Source organism: Anabaena sp. UHCC 0204, from assembly GCF_009711975.1.
GTDB lineage: Bacteria > Cyanobacteriota > Cyanobacteriia > Cyanobacteriales > Nostocaceae > Dolichospermum.
Genome location: NZ_VIKW01000019.1, coordinates 78234 through 99405, shown reverse-complemented (window position 1 = coordinate 99405; position 21172 = coordinate 78234). Strand labels below are relative to the sequence as shown.

Sequence of the window (21172 nt, the reverse complement as noted above, 5' to 3'; positions counted from 1 at the left end):
TCATCAATATCAACTTTAAATATTTAGATAATATCAGCCAATATTTTATGAAAAAACATCAAAAACGACAGATAGTAAAGCAGCAGAAAAAGCCAAATTTAACATTTATTAATTTCTCTATATTGGCTTATTTAGCATCATTAATATTTCCGCATCTGGCTTTATCACAACCGATGATAACAAGCGTAGATGTTATAGTTAATAGTAATGAAGATGGAGCAATTACACCTGATGATAAATTAACATTGCGAGAAGCTATTTCTCTAGTTAACGGTACTTTGAAAATTGAGCAATTAAGTAATTTTGAAAAAACTCAAATTAATACAACTGCTTACTCTCGAATCAGATTTAATTTACCACCAGAACAAACTACCATTTATCTGCAAGAAGTCTTACCACCTCTAGCTAGTCCTGGCTTACTGGTTGATGGTACAAGCCAACCAGGATACAATGGCGAAGAATCTCCCACAGCGGAAATTAAGATTCCTCAACCCATAGTTAGTATTACACCTGCTGATAACGCCGAAGTATTTCGTGGTTTAACTATTACTGCTGATAATATAACTGTTCGTGGGTTGAGTATTTATGGTTTTAATTCCTCTCATCGAGATACCGCAAGTACACCACCAGCAGATATTTTTATTGCTAATACTTTTACTCATCCCCATACAATTAAATTAAAATCTTTTGTGGGAAAAATTCCTGAAACTGAAAATAACCCACCTCCTCAAAATATCATCATTGAAAAAAATTGGTTAGGGATTAAATCTGATGGAACAATGCCAGAAAATACCTCTGCTTTTGGCATTTCTGTGTTTAATTCTGAGAGAACAATTATTGAGCGTAATCGTATTTCCTATCATGATGGTAGTGGCATTATTACAGGTTGGCAAGCCACCAAAATGCAGATTATTAACAATCTCATTATCGGTAATGGTTTAGCGGGGATACCTGATGCTATTCGTTTAGATGGTAATATTGATAAATCAGAGATTAAATCAAATTTAATTTGTGCAAATGATGGTAGTGGAATTTATGCTTTTAAACCCCAAGGATCTACTAAAATTTTTAATAATGAAATTAAATATAATGGAAGAAGATTTCGCCGAGCGGCTGTTTATTTAATGGGTAATGATCATGAAATTTATAAGAATAAAATTAGTTATCAAGCAGGAGCAGGAGTAGTGATTACATCCTATCCGCAAAGTCATAGAAATATCATTGATAGTAATAGATTTCATTTTTTAGAAGGATTAAGTATAGACCTAAATCATCAGCATAATACAGGAGTAGGGGATTTTCAAAATGGTGATGGACCTAATCCTCTTCGTGATTCTGCCAATAGAAGATTAGATACAGCTAATGGTGCAATTAATAGCCCTAGATTTCTGAGTTCTGAATTTTTCTCAGGAATTACTTCTCAAGTTGGTATTGATGGTGTAGCTGAACCTAATGCTCAAGTTGATATTTATCGAATTACTGGTAAAAGTGGTTATGGTTTTTTGAGTGAACCATTAGCAAGAACTACCGCCAATAATCAAGGCAAGTTTAGCTTTAATTTAGATGATTTACAACCAGGAGATAGAGTGAGTGCGATCGCTACTATACCTCAATATGGAACATCTGAACCATCCTATCCGGCGGTAATTCGCCCCATTGACATTAATAAACCTATCATTATTAGCAATAAAAATAGAGCTTATCCTCCATCTTCTGAATGTTTAATATCTGTAGTTGGTATAAAACCACCAATCAAACCACCTGAAGTTTCAAAAATACCCAATGCACCCATAAAACTCAAAGTTCCCAAAAATATCCACTTTGCTTTAGACAAATATAATATTAGTCCTGCTAGTGCAAAAATCCTGGATAAAATTGCTCAAGTGTTACGAGAAAACCCCTCTATCATTGTAGAAATTTATGGACATACCGATTATCGTGCTAGTAATCAATATAATATCCGACTGGGAGCAAATCGCGCCAAAGCCACCCGCAATTATCTCATCCGTCAAGGGATTACACCAGAAAGAATGATAATTCGTTCCTTGGGAGAAACCGAACTATTAACACCTGGTAATAGTAAATTAGATCATGCCCGAAACCGTCGTTCAGAATTTATTTTTAAAGATATTCGGGGTATTGAAGTAATAGTACAAGAAGAAGATTTACAGTTGGAATAAGGAGACAGTTTAGCCCAGAATTCAGGTAATTAATTTTGTATAAACACTTAATTTATCTGTAATGAAATCATCAACAAGAACTTTGAAAATATGAATGCTACAACGAAACTACCATTACTAAATAACTACTCAGGTAAATTAATTGCTAGTCTGGTCTTTTTTGGATGTATTTGGGGACAAGGGATACAACCTAGCTGGGCTGAAGGAAGTAAAGAATTGGTGACTAATGGTGGCCACAGACCTTACCTAGAATGGGCAAGTTCAACTGCTGCGGGTATTCCTCGGCAAACGCTCCTTAAAGTTGTGGTAAACGCAGGAGAAACCGTCAATCTTGGCTCTAGTGTGCATACAAGTAGTAATGGGATTGAAGATATTGTCTATAGAAGTCCCGCTGGGAGTCAAAATGGTAGTTGCAATGTGCTATCTACTGGTTATGGCTTAATTGACACCCTTGCTAAAGAAAGCGCTGGTCCTTTACCCAATACAGGTGGTTATACTCCTTGTAGCTTCATAGCCTCAGAAAGTGGTATTTACGAAGTCGAATTTCGCGCTCCGAGTTTGTCAGGTGATCCTCCTGCTGTGACGACAACAGCCGCATTTATCATAGATAATAATCAAAGAGCCACGGTGGCAGCTTGGGATATTACAGTTAGAGATACTAATAGCGGAAATTCCCAAACAGGACGGGTATTTGCCAACTATATCGCCCTAAATATGGGAAGAAATGGGGTAGGACTCAACTCCAGGCTTTATATTCAAACTAAAGATGGGTATAGATATGAAACTAATATGAATGGAATTGATCCCTTCGCTTTCATCTTTTTTGCGAATAGTCGAGGATTCATTGACAAAACAAATAACACTACTCTTTACCATTCTGCTGCTGGTGCTACCAATAATGATCTGAACTTCGCTGGTAATGTGAATGTTCAAAACCCAACTCTTGCAGATACAGCCACAGATATCACCCATTATATTTTCTTTAACCGTCCTGCTGACGTGACACTAGCTACGTTAGGAGTTCCGATCATACCAATATCACCACCAAAACCTGAAAATTTTCTCTTTACAGGTGGGAATGGTGGTAGTGGAAACCAGACTTTTGTGGGCGTAGGAGGCAATTTTAGTTTTGATGTAACTACTAGTGGTTATTATCAAATTATTATTGATACTAATATTGATGGCATTTTTGATCCTAGTGTAGACCGAGTATTACAAAATGTGATGTCTGCTGGGCAAACAGTGGTGTCATGGGATGGGAAGAACGCTAGTGGGGTAGCACTAGCAGCCAGACCTTTAAATCAGCCCTATAACGCCCAAATTACGACTAGATCAGGTGAATATCACTTTCCCTTGCTTGATGCTGAGAATAACTCTTCAGGGCTTATAATCAAAATGGAAAACCCTCCATCAGCATTCCCTAATATTCTCGATCAAAATGGGCAAAATATCAGTGCTTCCACCATTTATTACAATGACGATAATTATACGACGGCTAATGGGACAAATATAGACTTAAATGGTACTGGAGCTAGTAACCCTCGTAATGCGGCTAGAGGGATAGACAGTAGTAATCCTTTATATAGACACTCTTTTACTAATAACTATGGTGATTTCAAAGGTATAGACACTTGGACATTTTTCCCTAGTCAAGCTGTATTTACAGATTTGGTAATTACTACGAGCCAGAAAGCTAATGTTCAAGGTACTAAATCAGTACGCTTTTTAGAGGATATTGATACTAGTAGCACTGTTACTGTAGGCGATACTGTCGAATACACTATTATTTATTCTAACCTCAGTCCTGGTAATAGTGATGCAATTAATTTTGTAATTACAGATGATTTGCCCTCACAACTAACTTTTCAAAATGCAATTATTTCTAGTGCCACTTCCGGTAATAATATCACTCTCAACAATACTTACAATGGCTCTGGAGTGTTAACTAATAGTGGAACTTTGCGAGTAGGAGACACAATTACAATTAAAATTACTGCCAAAATTAATAATGATAATGGTGGTAATCCGATTATTAATCAAGGTAGTGCTAAGTTTAATACACCCGATAATCCCTTAGCAGCAGTTGGTACTGTATTGACAGATGCAGATTCTGCTACTGCTACGACTAATCCACCCACGGTTAGCAATTATTTTCTCCAAACTGTTGACGACGGTATAAATACAGGTAACAATCCTGCTAGTACCGCAGACGATGATCTTACCTTGTTTACAGTCTCCACAGTTTCTCTTCCCCCAAAATTAGTATTAGTTAAACGGATTACCCGCATTAACAATCAAGTATTAACTGATCTAATTGATGGCAGTAGTGCTGACCCTAACGCTACCAACTATGTTCCAGCACCCAATGATGCTGATGATGATGATTCTAAATGGCCTAACAGCTACTTACAAGGCTTAATTAACGCTGGGTCTGTGCAGCCGGGTGATGAATTAGAATACACTATTTATTTCCTTTCTAATGGTCTAGCAGCCGCAAAAAACGTCAAATTTTGTGATTTAGTACCAAACAATGTGACTTTTATCCCTAACGCTTTTAATGGTTTAACTCCTAATGATGGTGCTTCATCAACAATACAGGGTATTGCTTTGGCGGTAGGTAGTTCTACCCCTACGGCTTACTTAAGTAATGCAATAGATACAGATCGGGGTAGTTTTTATCCAGCTAATGATGCCACTACACCAACTTCCTGTGGGAGTAATACTAATGGTGCTGTAGTAGTGGATATTACTAATTCAACTACTTTACTTAATCTACCTCCTGCTACTGGTTCTGGAACTCCAGTTAATTCTTATGGCTTTGTGCGCTTCCGTGGCCAAGTGAAATAGGTGTAATAGACTTTTTGCAGAAATTGGGAAAGGAATCGCTGATTTCCTTTTCCTAAATCTTTTAAAAAATTTATTCTTGCTGGCAGAATATTAAAAATCATTTACATCCTGGAATTAATGCCATATATTGTTTAATAATACAATGTAACAACCAAATAGAAATTAGCACTCACAAGGCTTGAGTGCTAGTTATTCAATTAATTTGGAAACTGATGTAGTAGGCAGAAATTCTACTTTTATAGATGGAGTTAACGGACTTTTCCTCAATAGTTTTTTTGCCAAAAACTCAGGTTTCACGGCAATTGATGAATTCATTAGGAGGACTAGAATGATTAAATACAGCTTCAATTTGATAGGTGTGTCTCCTGTATTGCATTTTTTTAACCACCAACAACAGAGTTTAGTTCAACCACAACATCAAGGAATAGAATATTTAGGAACTCATACTTGCACATTAGATGCGTTCCTAGCATCTATAGAACCAGTTCCTGTCAAATGGGGTTGGAACTTAGATCAAGTCGTAGATACAGTAATTGAGTTTTGGATGAATAATGCTGAAAGTATTAACTATTGGAAATCTCGGTTACAAGATGCCGGCAATGATAGTTTACTTGTAGCCAGAGTAGCAGATATGAACTATTTATCAGGGGAACTGGAATCACTACTAGGGAAAAATTTGTAACTCTTAAATACCACCAACACTATCGTTTTCCAATGCTTTAAGAATTTTTGCATACAATCCTTCCACCCTTTTTGCTGCTATCTCACCACTAGCAGCATAGTGAGATAAACCAGGAGAACCATTTACTTCAATTAAGGTATAATCTACCATTGGCATAGTGATATCATGAGTGAGGATATCCACTCCAGCCAATCTCAATCCTATATCTTTAGTAATATTAATTGCTAATTGTTGAAAGTCAGGATGGATACTTTCAGAAAAATCCACTGCTTCACCTCCACTGGATAAATTAGCACTATCCAAGAGGTAGACGATATCACCATTAGGGATAACACTATCCCCATCAAGATTTTGTGTTTGTAATTTTTGGGGAATGCGGAAATCATCAAACTTAATCCCACTTTTCCTACCCATATTCAAAAATCTTTCCTGCTTTTGTTGTAGCAATTCCCAAATACTAGATTTACCATTACCAACAACAGACAAGGGAATTCTTTGATAAGCAGCAATCACTTCATTATCTAAAACAACAATTCTATAGTCATTACCATTGTAAAATTTCTCAACAATCAATCCTGATTTAATTTGCAATATTTTATGAGCTACATCATAATATTCTGTCTGATTATATACCTTAGTCACCAAGATTCCTTGACTAAGATTTAATGGTTTAACAATTACAGGAAATCCTAATTTTTGAGCATAATTAAATCCATCATCAATATTTCTCGGCTTGGCTAATTTAGCACATAACTTATCACTAAAAAATGTATTTCCCTCTGTTACCCTATATCCAAACTGCTTCAGGAAAAAATTAGCATAAGCTTTATCTTTTGCTAACTCTGCTGAAGCAAAACCGTTAATATTAAATTTTGCATAACTAAAAACTGACTTTTTACCATTTTTAAACGTAATATGTCCTACAAAACCATATTCTGGTTCAACTAAAACTACAGCCCCTATTTGCAATGCTACTTTTTGGATGATTGATGTTATTAACATTTTTATTTGGCAAAATTATCTCAAATTACACTGAAAAACTATGGCAACATTCGTAAATCTTTTATAGTCCAGAATTACAAATAAATGAAAATTGGTATAGTTTCAATACTTGTCGGTTCAGAATCTGAAAGCTGTAAATTGGTTTAGAGAAAGATTAAAGGTTTGATCTTTTCCTTTTCACAATTGCACAGTAGTGAGTATAGTTTATACTAATTTCTTGTTTATTTGTATGTTTAAATACTGAATAAGTCAGTACATATTCGTTGGCATTAAATAAAACTAAAGATTTTCAAAAGATAAGTTGTTGCACCAAGTATTGACAATTTTGAAAATATGTAATAACAAGGTGGCATCATTAATAAAAGGCGCTAGTACATCTTTGGCTAAGAGACATACCAACGCCCTTCACTCAAGTTCATACGCATAAAATAATCATGCCACAAAATACGGATTACAAAAATACCAATTCAGAAAATCAAGTTATGCCTGCGGAAATTGAAGCTAACACCTACAGAAAAAGGCTGAATGGTTGGGCTGTAGCCCGTGTCGTTACCGAACAAGAAAAAGTAATTGTTGCTCGGTTTCGCAGTCGTTCTGATGCAGAAGGTTATATTCAGCACATCCGTCAACTAATTCCTGATACAGTTTTTGATCTTTTCTTTGATTGCCAACGTGAAGAAGTTGTCATGTAAATTTACCGAGGCAATAGGCAAGAGGTAAGAGTTTTTTGAATCTTGTTGGCAAGTAGCCCACAGTCGGCACTATTTTGAATTGTTTCCCCCTCATCCCCTGTGCCAATTGCCAACTTACACAGCAGCCAGCAGCCCATTGTGCTTGAGTAAAGCCTTGGTACTGGGTTCTCGTCCCCGGAAGGTTTTAAAGACATCCATTGGATGCTGACTGCCACCTAGTGCTAACACCGTATCTCGGTAGCGTCTACCAATAGCCTGGATTGCAGCTTCATCTTCTAACCCCGCTTCTTCAAAAGCAGCGAAAGCATCAGCACTCAGAACTTCAGCCCACTTATAGCTATAATAACCTGCTGCATAACCACCTTCAAAAATATGCCCAAAAGCACACAAAAACGCATCCTCTGGTAATGGTGGTAACACAGTCGTCAACTTAGCAATCCGGTGACGCACATCTGTCACCGTTTCCTCACTATTTGGACAATAGCGGTAGTGCAGTTCCAAATCAACACTACTAAAATCAAGTTGCCGCAACATCGTTGAACCGCTCATGTAATTACGTGCTGCCAACAATTTTTGGTAATAATGCTCCGGTAATGCCTCACCTGTTTCATAATGTTTCGCCATCCCAAACAAAGTTTGGCGGTCATAACACCAATTTTCCATAAACTGGCTTGGTAATTCTACTGCATCCCACTCGACATTATTAATACCTGCTGCTCCCAGATAATCCACCTTAGTAAGCATATGATGTAAGCCATGCCCAAATTCATGGAACAAGGTTTCAACTTCATCAAAAGCCATCAAACTAGGATTACCATCCACAGGAGGAGTTTGGTTACAAATCAAATAAGCCACAGGTAAACGAACAGTAGTCACACCATTTTCTGTGACTTTGCGACGATGAATGCAAGCATCCATCCAAGCACCACCCCGTTTTTCTGCGGGACGACTATAAGCATCTAAGTAAAAATAGGCAATGGGTTCACCATGCTTATTCGCAATTTGAAAATAACGGACATCCTCATGCCATATTGGGGCTTGGCCATCGGCAGGAGTCACCGTTACACCAAAAAGCCTTTTCACCAACCCAAATAACCCATCTAGCACTTGAGGTAAAGGGAAATAAGGACGTAACTCTTCAGATGTAAAGGCAAATTTTTCTTCCCGTTGACGTTCAGCCCAAAAGCTAATATCCCAATGTTGCAGGTTTTCAGCTTCTACTGCTCCCTTCGCTTTAGCAAAAGCAGTCAACTTCTGTAAATCCTTGACAGCCGCATTATAACTAGCTTGACGGAGTTCTTCTAAGAGCTTCTCTACAGAGGGAACATCCTTGGCCATTTTACTAGCTAAACTGAGTTCAGCAAAACTTTCAAAGCCAATTAATTGAGCTAGTTCCTGCCTTAACTCCAAAATGCGGGTAATCAACGGATTATTATCTAATTCCCCAGAAGATGCACGGGTTATATAAGCTTTATAAAGATTTTCCCGTAAATCCCGCCGAGTGCTGTGTTGCATGAAGGGGAAATAGCTGGGAAAATCTAAGGTAATATGCCAAGGACCATGTTCTGGCGTAGCATTTTCTTCTCCAGCAGCACGCGCAGCTTGGGCTGCGAGACTCAACAAGCTACTCGGTAAGCCATCAATATCTTGTGGGGTAGTGAGAACTAAAATAAAGCCTTTAGTCGCATCTAGAACGTGATTAGCAAATCTAGTTGCCAGTTCTGCTAATTCCATCTGGATAGCATTAAAACGCTCTCTGTTTTCTCCTTCTAAACCAACACCAGACAATTCTGCATCCCTAATGGCAGCTTTGATAATCCGCTGTTGGGCAGACTCTAAAGTTTCCCACGTAGGACTATTCCGAATTGCTTTAAAAGCATTATAAATGGGTTTACTCTGACCCAGGGTATTCGTAAATTGTACTACTTGCGGCTGGATTTTTTCATAGGCCGTACGTAGTTCTAAACTATTTTTTACACCCATTAAATGATTTAGTATCCCCCAACTCCAATTTAGCCTTTCTGTCAGTTTTTCCAGAGGTTCTACTAAGCCGCTCCAAGTAGGCTCTATATTTGCCTCTAAGCCAACTAACTGCTTTTCAAGTTCTGCTAACAGATGGCTAAAAGCTGGTTCGACTTGCTCCGGTTTAATATCCGCAAATAGGGGTAAACCACAACTTTGAAGTAGAGGATTCTGAGAAATAGTAGCAGTTGCACGCATGGTAGTGAGTTAGTAGCCGATGAATTAAGTGGGAACAATGATTGATTTTTCTTTATAGAGTTACTTAGTAAGCGTAAAACTCAGTCTCCTGATGACCAAGTTACCAGAGATACGGGTGACTAAAGTCACCCCGTTCTTTCTTGGTTAAAAACATCTTCCAGGTACTCTATGTGATATGATCAGCATAAGTCAAAAACTGAGTATAACTAAACAACGTAAAAACTTAACTAAATTAGTTGAGTGAGTAGTCCCATTTAAGTGAGTTGCGATTTAGGAAAACTAGATTGAGACAAAACTTAAGTAAACAAAAAATTAATCATGTCCTGTTGCGACAAAATTTTACAATAGACATCTGGTAGAAATTAAATATGCGTATTCTAGAACCCTTGTAGAGACATTCCTGATGTAGGGATTCTCGGCTCTACATTTTTTTCACCAGATGTCTGTTGCTAGAATGGGAAAGTAGAAGGTAAAAGAAAAATTGTAGCAATTCTTTTTAAAGCAATTACTTTTAATTTGTCAGGTTTTATGGTGATAATTCACCATAATCAATTTTGACAACTTCATAAAGTTATGAAATTTTTACTTTCTGTTTTGCTGACACCTGCGGTAGTTTTGTTAAGTGCCACGGATGTACTAGCAGCCATTAGAACTAGAACAATTGAGTATAAGCAAGGAAATACTATTTTAGAAGGATATCTTGCTTATGATGATGCGATTAAAGTAAAGCGTCCTGGTGTATTGGTTGTTCATGAATGGAATGGTTTACAGTCTTATGCCAAAAAACGGACTAAAGAGTTAGCTAAATTAGGCTATGTTGCTTTTGCGGCGGATATTTATGGCAAAGGAATTAGGCCAAAAACCTCTGAAGAATCAGGTAAACAAGCAACTATTTATCGTCAAGATCGAAAATTACTACGCGAACGAGCAAAAGCAGGTTTACAAGTTTTACAAAAGCATCCCTTAACCGATTCTAAACGTATTGCTGCTATTGGTTACTGCTTCGGTGGTGGTACAGTTTTGGAATTAGCTCGGAGTGGTGTCAATATTGCTGGTGTAGTCAGTTTTCATGGTAATCTCGATACGCCTGATCCAAGTGATGCTAAAAATATTAAAACTAAAGTATTGGTATTACATGGTGCAGATGATCCCTTTGTACCAGAACAGCAAGTTCAAGCTTTTGAAAGAGAAATGCGTATAGGTAATGTAGATTGGCAATTAATATCCTATGGTGGTGTACTTCATTCTTTCACCAATCCAGAAGCAAAAAATAATCCCAAAGGTGCTGTTTATAATTCAATTGCAGATCGGCGTTCTTGGCAAGCTATGAGACAGTTTTTTACAGAAATATTTGGTAAGTAATATTTTGTCTGATTATATCTGCAAAGGCTAGTAATTGGTGATGGGTAATGATTAAAATTCTTACCTATCGCCTATTCTCTGTCCCCTATTTCTTCAAAATTATGCCTAACCTGCCACCGCTGAATACAGAAACAATTTGGGCAATCATTAATGATACAATTGATGATTCTACTGTTAAACAATTACTATGGTATTACTTAGGCTATCGCTATGATTCCACGACAGAAACATGGGATAATAGTCAAGTAGTTCCAACATGGCGAGATGAATATCCACAACCACCAGATTTTCTTGATTCTCGTCCAGCAATTATGAAATTAACTCGTTCTATTCCTCAAGAAAATAAACAGCTACTCAAAGAAAAGCTTGGTTTTAAAGGTTATAAAATTGGTGAATTTGGTCCTCGACAAACTCGCAGAGCAACGTCAGCAAATTGGTTATTAAGTTATATGTTAATGACTACTGGCAAAATTGAGTAGATTTGCTAAATATAGCAATTAGCTCTGGCGACTAGAAGTCGCGGCTACACAGACAAAACCCACCTCCGTGGGTTTCAAAACCTTGATTTTTCATTAGTCCACTACGTGGACTTGGCTTGTGTTGTAGTGTAACCTTCGGGAAGCAAGCTACGCACTATGTCGTAGGCTCTATTATATTCGCCCAAAACTTGTCAAACATCCTCTAAGGATTTATTTTAGCTGCTAATTTATATTATTGAATTATTTTTTTATTTCTCATGTGATGAAAATAACATAAGCTGGTCTTGTTTTTTTCTGAAAAACTGTGTATAATTAGTAGCTCAACCCTTGCAGATAGTAGTCTTATCTAACTTGTGGAACTTGTTTTTTTGAACTAACTACTTGAGACTTAGAGATAATAAAGAACGTTTTCACAGATATTTTAAGACTGCTATAGTATAACATAAATAAAGAGATTTCTGCCATGATCCACAAATTAATTAACACTAACATTAAGAGTTCTCATGTTTTATTAACTCCTAATGAAGTGAAGGCAAAATTACCTTTAACTAAGAATGCTGAAAACACAATTTTAAAATTCAGACAAGAAATAGAACATATTCTAGATTTTCAAAATCGACGCAAATTTATTGTAGTTGGACCTTGTTCGATCCATGATCCTCATGCAGCAATAGAATATGCTGAGAAATTGCAAGTTTTGGCAGAGAAAGTTCAGGATAAATTGCTGTTAATTATGCGGGTTTATTTTGAAAAACCTAGAACTACTGTAGGATGGAAAGGATTAATTAATGATCCAGAAATGGATGATTCCTTTCATGTGGAAAAAGGCATATTAGTCGCTAGAAGTTTATTATTAAAGTTGACGGAGTTAGGATTACCGACTGCGACAGAAGCACTTGATCCAATCATACCTCAATATATCAGTGAATTAGTGTCTTGGTCAGCCATTGGCGCACGGACAACTGAATCGCAAACACACCGAGAAATGGCTAGTGGTTTATCTATGCCGGTGGGTTTTAAAAATGGCACTGATGGTAATATTCAAGTTGCTGTAAATGCGCTCAAGTCAGCGAAAACACCTCATAATTTCCTGGGTATTAATCAAAAGGGACAGGTGAGTGTATTTCAAACTAGGGGAAATGCTCATGGTCATGTAATTTTACGTGGTGGAAGTCAGCCTAATTTTGATGCCGAGAATGTTCAATTAGTTGAGGAACAATTAAAAGCGGCTGATTTATCACCAAGAATAGTTATTGATTGTAGTCATGGCAATACCAATAAAGACTACAGGCTACAATCTATGGTGTTTGAAAATATTATTGAGCAAATAGTAAATGGTAATAATTCTATTGTAGGGATGATGCTGGAATCGAATTTGTATGAAGGTAGTCAACCAATTACAAGTAATCGTGAAGATTTAAAATATGGTGTTTCTGTAACTGATAAATGTATTAGTTGGGAAGAAACAGAAAAGATTATTTTGGCTGCTCATGCCAAATTGCAGTAAATTGAATACAGAAGGAACGAGAAGATAGGGGACTCTTATAGCGGTTCTCTGTCGGATGCAATACAATTGAGGGCGGGGGTTTTCCGCCCCTACAGGCTGGAAAATTACAAGCAAATGACACAGGCTTTTTTAATTTTGAATGGGTAAGCATTTTGTATCCCTTCTGCGAGCAAGAGGCTCTATTTTGAATATTGAATAAATGAATGCAGTCGAATTATTAGAAACAATTACACACCTCATTTCGCAAGCTGAAAAAGGGGAAATTGACCCTTGGGACGTGCGAGTTATTGAGGTGATTGATCATTACTTGGAATTGATGTCCCCAGAAGCATCTACAACTAGAGGCTATGAAACGGATTTGTCCCAGTCAGGGCAAGCTTTTCTATCAGCGTCAATGCTTGTACTATTTAAGGCTAATACATTAATGCTATCGTCAACAGTAGACGATACCCAAGAAGAAGTTATAGATGATACAATATTAGGGTTTGAAGATGGTTTGCTATATCCAGCCCATCGTTTGCAGTTAGAGCGACACTTGCGTCGTCGTCCGGCTGCTATGCCACCACCAAAACGCCGGGTGACGCTCCAAGAGTTGATTGACCAATTGCAAATTATGGCCAACCAGCTAAAACTGGTGGAAAAAGTTAATCAACCTAAGCGGATTAAACGTCAGTCTAGTGTGCAGACTATGCGGGAAACCCTAGAGTTAGCGCACCAAGAAAATTTAACGGAAGTCGCGCTAGAACTAGAACAGGTGTTACATCTTGCTGCTAAAGGGCAAAATTTAGAGGAACAATGTTGGAATTTAGAAGAACTGATAGATTTATGGATACAGACAAAACAACCAGAGAAAAGTGGGGAGCATCATGAATCAGAATACGGTAACTTAGTTAGCGTTTTTTGGGCGTTACTATTGCTCTCGGCTCAATCTAAGGTGGAGTTATTTCAAAAAGAGTTTTACCAGGAAATTCAAATCCGCTTACCTACTTAAAGTTAGGGAAAAATTAACAATTACCAATGACTAAGGAATAAAATTTTATGAAAGCGATGATTCTGGCGGCAGGAAAGGGTACTCGTATCCGTCCTATTACGTATACAATTCCCAAACCCATGATTCCGATCCTGCAAAAGCCAGTGATGGAATTTTTATTGGAGTTATTACGTCAACATGGCTTTGACGAAATTATGGTCAATGTTAGCCATTTGGCGGAGGAAATAGAAAGTTATTTCCGTGATGGTCAGAGGTTTGGGGTACAGATTGCTTATTCGTTTGAAGGTAAAATTGATGATGATGGTAAACTCGTCGGGGAAGCGATTGGTTCGGCTGGGGGTATGCGCCGGATTCAAGACTTCTCACCATTTTTTGATGATACTTTTGTAGTTCTGTGTGGTGATGCGTTAATAGATTTAGACTTAACTGCGGCGGTAAAGTGGCATAAATCCAAAGGTGCGATCGCTACTATCATTACTAAATCAGTTCCCAAAGAAGAGGTTTCTAGCTACGGTGTGGTGGTGACTGACGACGATAATCGCATCAAAGCTTTCCAAGAAAAACCTTCAACAGAAGAAGCTCTTAGCACTAATATCAATACAGGTATTTATATTTTTGAGCCAGAAGTTTTTAAGTATATACCCTCTGGAGTAGAGTATGACATTGGTGGCCAGTTATTTCCCCAACTTGTAGCGGATAATGCCCCATTTTATGCAATTCCCATGGATTTTGAATGGGTGGATATTGGTAAAGTTCCCGATTATTGGCGAGCAATTCGCGGCGTTTTATCAGGAGAAATTAAAAATGTGCAAATTCCTGGACACGAAGTTGCTCCTGGTATTTTCACTGGGTTAAATGTATCCGTTAATTGGGATAAAGTTGATATAACTGGACCTGTTTATATTGGTGGGATGACCAAAATCGAAGATGGGGCAAAAATTATTGGACCAGCGATGATTGGTCCAAATTGCTGGATTTGTAGTGGTGCGACTGTAGATAACAGTGTAATTTTTGAATGGTCGCGTTTAGCGCCAGGAGTCCGCTTAGTAGATAAGCTGGTGTTCGGGCGTTACTGTGTAGATAAGACAGGAGCATCCATTGATGTGCAAGCAGCGGCTTTAGACTGGCTGATTACGGATGCTCGTCAAACTCCACCTTTAGAAACGCCTTTAGAACACCAAGCGATCGCTGAATTATTAGGAACAAATTCAATTTAGTCAGTTGTCAGTTGTTCGTTGTCAGTTGTTCGTTGTAATTTGCTACTGACCACTGACCACTGACCACTGACTATTAACTATTCAAGTAAGTATACCGTTGTAAACTTTGCTCGTAAGTTTGTAATAGTCGCTGGGATTCGGCGAGGGTGATTTGTTGTTCTTCTAAAGCCCGTTCACAACGCTGACGAATGTTTTCTATCATGTCTTCAGCATCATATTGAACATAGCTAACAACTTCACTCATGGTATCGCCCTTGACAACGTGTTCAATTTGATAACCTTTAGGGGTTAAGTTGATGTGAACAGCGTTAGTGTCACCGAAGAGATTATGTAAATTCCCCATAATCTCTTGGTACGCTCCATTCAAGAACATTCCTAGATAATAGGGTTGTCCAGGTTCAAATTTGTGTAGTTCTAACACTGATTTGACATCCCGCAAATCTATAAAGCGGTCAATTTTCCCATCACTATCACAGGTTAGATCCGCTAAAATGCCTCTGCGAGTTGGTTCTTCATCGAGACGATGTATCGGCATAATGGGAAATAGTTGATCTATTGCCCAACAATCCGGTGCTGATTGAAACACAGAAAGATTGATGTAGTAGATGGAAGCCATGATTTTTTCTAAGTCTTCCAACTCATCAGGTACGTATTCTTCCTGACGAATGAGAGTGAGAATTTTTTGACAACAAGCCCAGTAGAGACGCTCGGCTTTAGCACGTTCATTGAGGCGCAAAATTCCTAAATTGAAGCGACTGATGGCTTCTTCTTTGAATTGAGCCGCATCGTGATAGAACTCTTGATAATTCTCTTTATTGATGGATTGATAGGTTTCCCAAAGGTATTTAATAATTGGGGATTCTCCCTCCTGATGTGGAGAAGGAGGATCAAGGGGGACATCGCTGGTGCTGAGAACGTCAAATATTAAAACCGATTGGTGGGAAGAAATCGCCCGGCCACTTTCACTAATTAGTGTAGGTACGGGAATTTGCCTTTCAGCACAAGTATCTTTTAACTCTGCCACGATGTCGTTAGCATAGTTTTGCATATTGTAGTTTTTTGAGGTGTAGAAGTTGGTTTGAGAACCGTCGTAATCTACACCCAAGCCACCACCAACGTCCAGATATTTCATATTTGCCCCTAGCATTGCCAATTCCACATAAATGCGGCTGGCTTCTTGGATAGCATCTTTAATGACATTGATAGCGGAGATTTGCGAACCGATGTGAAAGTGTAATAGTTGCAAAGAATCCAGTAAATCGGCTGCACCTAATTTTTCGACAGCTTCCATAATTTCCGGAATTGTCAAGCCAAATTTAGCGCGATCGCCTGTGGAAGTTCCCCAACGCCCCATTCCTTGGGTACTTAATTTCGCTCTGACTCCCAAGATGGGCTTAATTCCTAATTGACGACTAGCCGCAATGGCTAAATCTACCTCTTCAATTTGTTCTAGGACAATAATTGGTGTTTGTCCTAGTTTTTGGGATAACATCGCTGTTTCGATGTATTCCTGGTCTTTGTAGCCGTTGCAAATTAGTAATGCTCCTGGTGTATCCAACAAAGCTAGAGCAATCATTAATTCTGGCTTAGAACCTGCTTCTAAACCGAATTGATGAGGTTTACCAAAGCGAACCAAATCTTCAATGAGATGCCGTTGTTGGTTACACTTGACGGGAAATACCCCCCGATACACACCAGGATAGTTATAACGAGCGATCGCTTTGGCAAAACAAGCATTTAATCGCTCTATCCGATCTTCCAAAATATCGGAAAAGCGAATTAACATCGGTAGCCCCAAATTTCGCTGTTGCAAAGCATTGACCAACTCGAACAAGTCCAGTGATCCACCCCGTTCACCCTTGGGGGAAACAGTGACATGACCAGCAGCATTAATGGAAAAATAAGGCTGTCCCCAACCTTCAATCCGATACAGGTCTTCACTATCCTCAATTTTCCAAGGAAGAGATAAATCTCCCTTACTTGTACTAGGTGCTAACTGTTTTTTCTGTTTTTGGCTTTTCAATTCAGCTTTATGCCCATTAGATGGCATTTTTACAATCTCATCAGCGGTTGACTCGACACCCATTTATTCCTGACCTCTGTGTTTCACACACGAAATAACAATTTAACAAAATAGTTCGGTAACGAATATACGACTAGAAATAATTTCTGATTAAGAATTAGTTATTAGAAATATGTATATATGGTTAATACCATGTTGCGCTACCCATATAGGGGTAAGTAACTCCTGCTGCATCTCCACTACAGAGAAAAGAAGACATTTTTTCTCGTTCCCTTGTCCCTGCAATTTTTAGGGAACATTCATCAGACTACTAGACAAAAGACATCAATACAACTGACAATTAACCCATCAAAATTTGATTATGTTTTTGGAGACAGATTTGGAACGCACATTTTTAGCAATTAAGCCTGATGGTGTACAGCGCGGCTTGGTGGGTGAAATTATTCGCCGATTTGAAACTAAAGGCTTTACCCTCGTTGGCTTGAAGTTTATGAAAGTCAGTAAGGAATTAGCGGAACAACATTATGATGTTCACCGGGAAAGACCTTTTTTCCCTGGTTTGGTTGAATTCATCATTTCTAGTCCAGTGGTAGCTATGGTTTGGGAAGGTGAAGGCGTTGTTGCAGCAGCTAGAAAGATTATTGGTGCAACCAACCCCTTAACATCAGAACCAGGCACAATTCGCGGCGATTTTGGCATTAATGTTGGTCGTAACCTCATTCATGGTTCTGATGCTCAAGAAACCGCTCAAAGAGAAATTGCTTTGTGGTTTAAAGACGAAGAGTTAGTAGCTTGGCAACCCCATTCTACTCCTTGGTTAAGTGAGTAATTAGTAATTGGGTAATGGGTGATTGGTGATTGGTGATGGGTGATTGGGGATTGGGGATTGGGGATTGGAAAGAATAAATAAAAATATTTCCCCCTACTCCCCTGCTCCCCTGCCCCTCTGCCCCTCTGCCCCTCTGCTCCCCCGCTCCTTACTTCGACACTTCAGTTTTTTCTCTTTCTTCGGGGACTAATTCAACAACGGTGCGTTTAGAGAAGCCCCAGGCTAAGATGATACCAATGGCTGTGATTACAAGCCATTCTGGTGGGACTAGATCATCGTTGATGACTTTTAATAGAAGACGCAAACCAACAAAGGCTACAGTGATGTAACCTGCGTCTTCTAAATTTTCATATTCATCTAACCAACGGATAAATAATCCAGCCATGAATCGGAGGGTGACAATCCCGATGGTTGTACCGGTGATGACTAGCCATGTTTCTTGAGATACAGCGATCGCTGTTGTCACACTATCTAAGGAAAAGGCTAAGTCTGTAAATGCAATCACGGGTATAGCTTGCCATAGTGACTTAAAACGTGGTCCGTGATGGTGGTTTTCTGCGTCTTCTTGGGAACTAAAATGTTGGAATACTAGCCATAAAAGATAACCAGCCCCTAGTAGTTCAAATTGCCAAAATTTCTGTACCCATGTAGCTGTTAACAACAGGGTGATTCTTAGCACATAAGCAAAGACTAAACCAATGTTGAGAGCTTGATTTTCTAATTTTTTGTCTTCTAGTCCTTGAGCGATCGCAGCGAGAGCGATCGCATTATCAGCCGATAGCACCGCCTCTAAAAACACTAATATTAAGAGAACTATTGAGGCTTCAACGCTGAAATGAAAGTTTAGGTAATTAAATATTTGGTCTAACATTCCAATTTCTCATAAGAATACACGGTAAGTGGGAAACTCAGAGGCTTTAGCCCTGAGATGGAAACAGGCACGAGCGGTTTTAACCGCCTTGAGTAATTTTCATTACCGCCTTGGAGTTGGTCAATTCGGGGTACTTTTGTGATGTACTTTCAACGGGACAATTACCGATTCAAATGTCCCAACTCTGTACGCATAATATATTGCTCCGAAGAGCCTCCCATTTCTGGGGTAATGTTAGCTTCGACCAGTTATCAGAGCTTGTTAGGCTTGCAACACTGCCCCAGTGACCTTAGAACTGTTTAATTACAAGCGACAGAGCAGGGAACTAGCTACGCATTCCAGGGTGTCGTGACTCAAATAACGGCTACCATGAGACTACGCTCAGGGTGGTCTGGTCAGTACGGCTTGATTGATTGCTCTTACAAGCCCAGTCCCTTTAGGACTGGGTTACTGACACAGATTAAAAATTAACAGGATTAGAGATTGCAGAAACCACTTGCTGCTTCTCACCCTATAGACATGAGGTCTTTATTTCAATTGTATATTTTAACCTGCATTTAGCCCAGTCGGAACTAGCAACTTATAGCAATAAGGGTGCAGGGGAATTGGGCATTTCCTTACTAATCATGGTTTCTAGTCCCCAAATTCATTGATTCTCAAAAGAAAAATATTTAGGTTTTGCTGAAAAAGGTTGTTGTTTTTTTCCCTATTTTCTGCTTGTGCGGAATCTTCAGCAGCTTAGTTGCCTGATATGTCAGAGAATAAAGACATTTTGGTAATTCTTATTATTACCTACTCTTTTCCTCATTCATTCCACAGGTTTTCCACAGGAAATTTGATACTTTTCCACAGATGTTTGACGAGTTAATCGGCTCTTGCTGACTTACTGGGGATTGTTTACTTTTAATGACAACAGTTTTTATAACTGAGTTTTTATTAAGTTACGTAACAGAAATATAGTCTAATGGCTGATTACCTCGTAAAGATTTATTTTTGACTGCTAATTTTTAACATTTCGCAGCATTGACAAATCCCCCCCTTGTGAGCGCAAAATAATGAGTCCCGGTTTTATTAGAGAACTCCACATCTGAATCTATATCTGAACTTGTACTTCTTTAATTTAATTTCCCTCCCGGCAGAGTAAAGAGGGTTCTAAGTAAAACTGAACATCAGTAACTTTTTTTCATGGATCTACAGGAAAATTTTATGAACACAACAGTCCCTCTCATGACCGAAATCCCCGAAACATTACAAGAATCAATGAATAATTACTTAGAGACCCATCCTGACTGGGATCAAAACCGAGTCTTGACAGCGGCTTTATCGCTATTTTTGCTGCAAAATGGAGAGAGCGATCGCCAAGCTGCTCGGATCTACTTAGAAACATTGTTTCATCATTGACCGAAAATAATGGGATAGAACCCCTAAATATAAAGAACCGTGGGACACACGGTTTTAAAACTCAGTCAAAACTCAGTAATTGGTGGAGTATGTTAAGGCAGATTTGAGCATTCAAACTTATACCCTACACCACGTACAGTTTGAATTAATGCTGATTGAGTAGGATCGAGTTCGATTTTCTTACGAATTTGACCGATATGAACATCAACAACCCTTTGATCCCCCACGTATTCATAGTCCCAAACCTCTTGAATCAGTTCGGAACGTCGCCAAACACGGCCAGGATGACTAGCTAAAAAATATAATAAGTCAAATTCCAAAGCCGTTAGGGGAATGGGTTCACTATTAATTATTACTTCCCTTCGCACAGGATCAATCGTTAGCTTGTCAAAGACTAGGCGTTGATGTTCTGCACCAGTGACAACCCGCTGCCTCCTCAAAATTGCTGCTACTCTCACCTCTAACTCTGCCAACCCAAACGGCTTAGTGAGATAGTCATCAGCACCTTTAGAAAAACCGCGAATCTTATCAGCTTCGTCTGTCCTGCTAGTTAGTAGTAGCACAAATACGCCGCTACGACTTTGCATTTCTTGACAGAGGTTAAAGCCAATTACATCCGGTAAATTAACATCCAGAATTACCAAATCGGGGTTAAATTGCTCAAACATAATTAGAGCTGTCTTACCATCTTCGGCAGACTCAACTAGATAATTTTGTTTAAGCAAAAAACGTTGGATTAAATTCCGAACTGCGGGATCGTCATCAACTACAAGAATTTTGGCAGCGGACATGACCATTACTTTGTACAAAAGTTCCTAGAATTAACAAACATGATTGCGTTTTTACGCAATTTTTACAAAAAAAGGGAA

At 38.6% G+C, this 21172-nt stretch carries 16 protein-coding genes; 11 read left to right on the top strand and 5 right to left on the bottom strand.

The genetic code is table 11. From position 1 onward, the window contains the following. Positions 1–47: 47 nt before the first annotated feature. The 3 genes from FJR04_RS16300 to FJR04_RS16290 all read left to right on the top strand — a co-directional run bounded on the left by FJR04_RS16300 (position 48) and on the right by FJR04_RS16290 (position 5709). Positions 48–2180: an OmpA family protein gene (locus tag FJR04_RS16300; RefSeq protein WP_168496613.1), complete on the top strand. Its 2133-nt coding sequence runs from the start codon at positions 48–50 to the stop codon at positions 2178–2180. Positions 2181–2270: 90 nt separating this feature from the next. Then, complete coding sequence (locus tag FJR04_RS16295; RefSeq protein ID WP_168496611.1) at positions 2271–5027, top strand: isopeptide-forming domain-containing fimbrial protein; 2757 nt, start codon at positions 2271–2273, stop codon at positions 5025–5027. A 331-nt stretch (positions 5028–5358) separates the two neighbouring features. After that, complete coding sequence (locus FJR04_RS16290; protein WP_168496636.1) at positions 5359–5709, top strand: hypothetical protein; 351 nt, start codon at positions 5359–5361, stop codon at positions 5707–5709. A gap of 3 nt (positions 5710–5712) precedes the next feature. Here FJR04_RS16290 and FJR04_RS16285 read toward each other — a convergent pair whose 3' ends face one another. Next, positions 5713–6711, bottom strand: a complete 999-nt coding sequence (locus FJR04_RS16285; protein ID WP_168496609.1) for a cyanophycin synthetase — start codon at positions 6709–6711, stop codon at positions 5713–5715. Positions 6712–7145: 434 nt separating this feature from the next. On the opposite strand from FJR04_RS16285, the gene FJR04_RS16280 reads away from it, so the two are divergent. Then, complete coding sequence (locus FJR04_RS16280) at positions 7146–7403, top strand: hypothetical protein (RefSeq protein WP_168496607.1); 258 nt, start codon at positions 7146–7148, stop codon at positions 7401–7403. 114 nt (positions 7404–7517) lie between these two features. On the opposite strand, the gene FJR04_RS16275 is transcribed toward FJR04_RS16280, so the two are convergent. Next, positions 7518–9623: a M3 family metallopeptidase gene (locus FJR04_RS16275; protein WP_168496605.1), complete on the bottom strand. Its 2106-nt coding sequence runs from the start codon at positions 9621–9623 to the stop codon at positions 7518–7520. A 573-nt stretch (positions 9624–10196) separates the two neighbouring features. On the opposite strand from FJR04_RS16275, the gene FJR04_RS16270 reads away from it, so the two are divergent. The 5 genes from FJR04_RS16270 (at position 10197) to FJR04_RS16250 (ending at position 15179) form a co-directional block, all read left to right on the top strand. Further along, positions 10197–10985: a dienelactone hydrolase family protein gene (locus FJR04_RS16270; protein WP_168496603.1), complete on the top strand. Its 789-nt coding sequence runs from the start codon at positions 10197–10199 to the stop codon at positions 10983–10985. A gap of 101 nt (positions 10986–11086) precedes the next feature. Next, the gene (locus tag FJR04_RS16265; RefSeq protein WP_168496634.1) at positions 11087–11464 is read left to right on the top strand and encodes a DUF1823 family protein; all 378 of its coding nucleotides are present in this window, start codon (positions 11087–11089) and stop codon (positions 11462–11464) included. Between the two features lie 463 nt (positions 11465–11927). Beyond that, on the top strand, positions 11928–12971 hold the full coding sequence (locus tag FJR04_RS16260) for a 3-deoxy-7-phosphoheptulonate synthase (RefSeq protein ID WP_168496601.1): 1044 nt from the start codon (positions 11928–11930) through the stop codon (positions 12969–12971). A gap of 199 nt (positions 12972–13170) precedes the next feature. Next, on the top strand, positions 13171–13962 hold the full coding sequence (locus tag FJR04_RS16255) for a segregation/condensation protein A (RefSeq protein ID WP_168496598.1): 792 nt from the start codon (positions 13171–13173) through the stop codon (positions 13960–13962). Positions 13963–14009: 47 nt separating this feature from the next. Then, complete coding sequence (locus tag FJR04_RS16250; RefSeq protein WP_168496596.1) at positions 14010–15179, top strand: sugar phosphate nucleotidyltransferase; 1170 nt, start codon at positions 14010–14012, stop codon at positions 15177–15179. 73 nt (positions 15180–15252) lie between these two features. Here FJR04_RS16250 and speA read toward each other — a convergent pair whose 3' ends face one another. Next, a complete protein-coding gene (speA, locus tag FJR04_RS16245) occupies positions 15253–17265 on the bottom strand; it encodes a biosynthetic arginine decarboxylase (RefSeq protein WP_168496594.1) in 2013 nt (670 codons plus the stop codon). A gap of 316 nt (positions 17266–17581) precedes the next feature. Between speA and ndk the strand changes: the two genes are divergently transcribed. Continuing rightward, positions 17582–18031 (top strand): nucleoside-diphosphate kinase, encoded by a 450-nt coding sequence (ndk, locus tag FJR04_RS16240; RefSeq protein WP_168496632.1) that lies wholly within the window; start codon positions 17582–17584, stop codon positions 18029–18031. 148 nt (positions 18032–18179) lie between these two features. Here the strand turns inward: ndk and FJR04_RS16235 are convergent, their stop codons facing one another. Further along, on the bottom strand, positions 18180–18902 hold the full coding sequence (locus FJR04_RS16235; RefSeq protein ID WP_168496592.1) for a TerC family protein: 723 nt from the start codon (positions 18900–18902) through the stop codon (positions 18180–18182). A gap of 1206 nt (positions 18903–20108) precedes the next feature. Here FJR04_RS16235 and FJR04_RS16230 point away from each other — a divergent pair. After that, complete coding sequence (locus tag FJR04_RS16230; RefSeq protein ID WP_168496590.1) at positions 20109–20303, top strand: DUF2811 domain-containing protein; 195 nt, start codon at positions 20109–20111, stop codon at positions 20301–20303. A gap of 92 nt (positions 20304–20395) precedes the next feature. On the opposite strand, the gene FJR04_RS16225 is transcribed toward FJR04_RS16230, so the two are convergent. Next, a complete protein-coding gene (locus tag FJR04_RS16225) occupies positions 20396–21094 on the bottom strand; it encodes a response regulator transcription factor (RefSeq protein ID WP_168496588.1) in 699 nt (232 codons plus the stop codon). Positions 21095–21172: the final 78 nt, after the last annotated feature.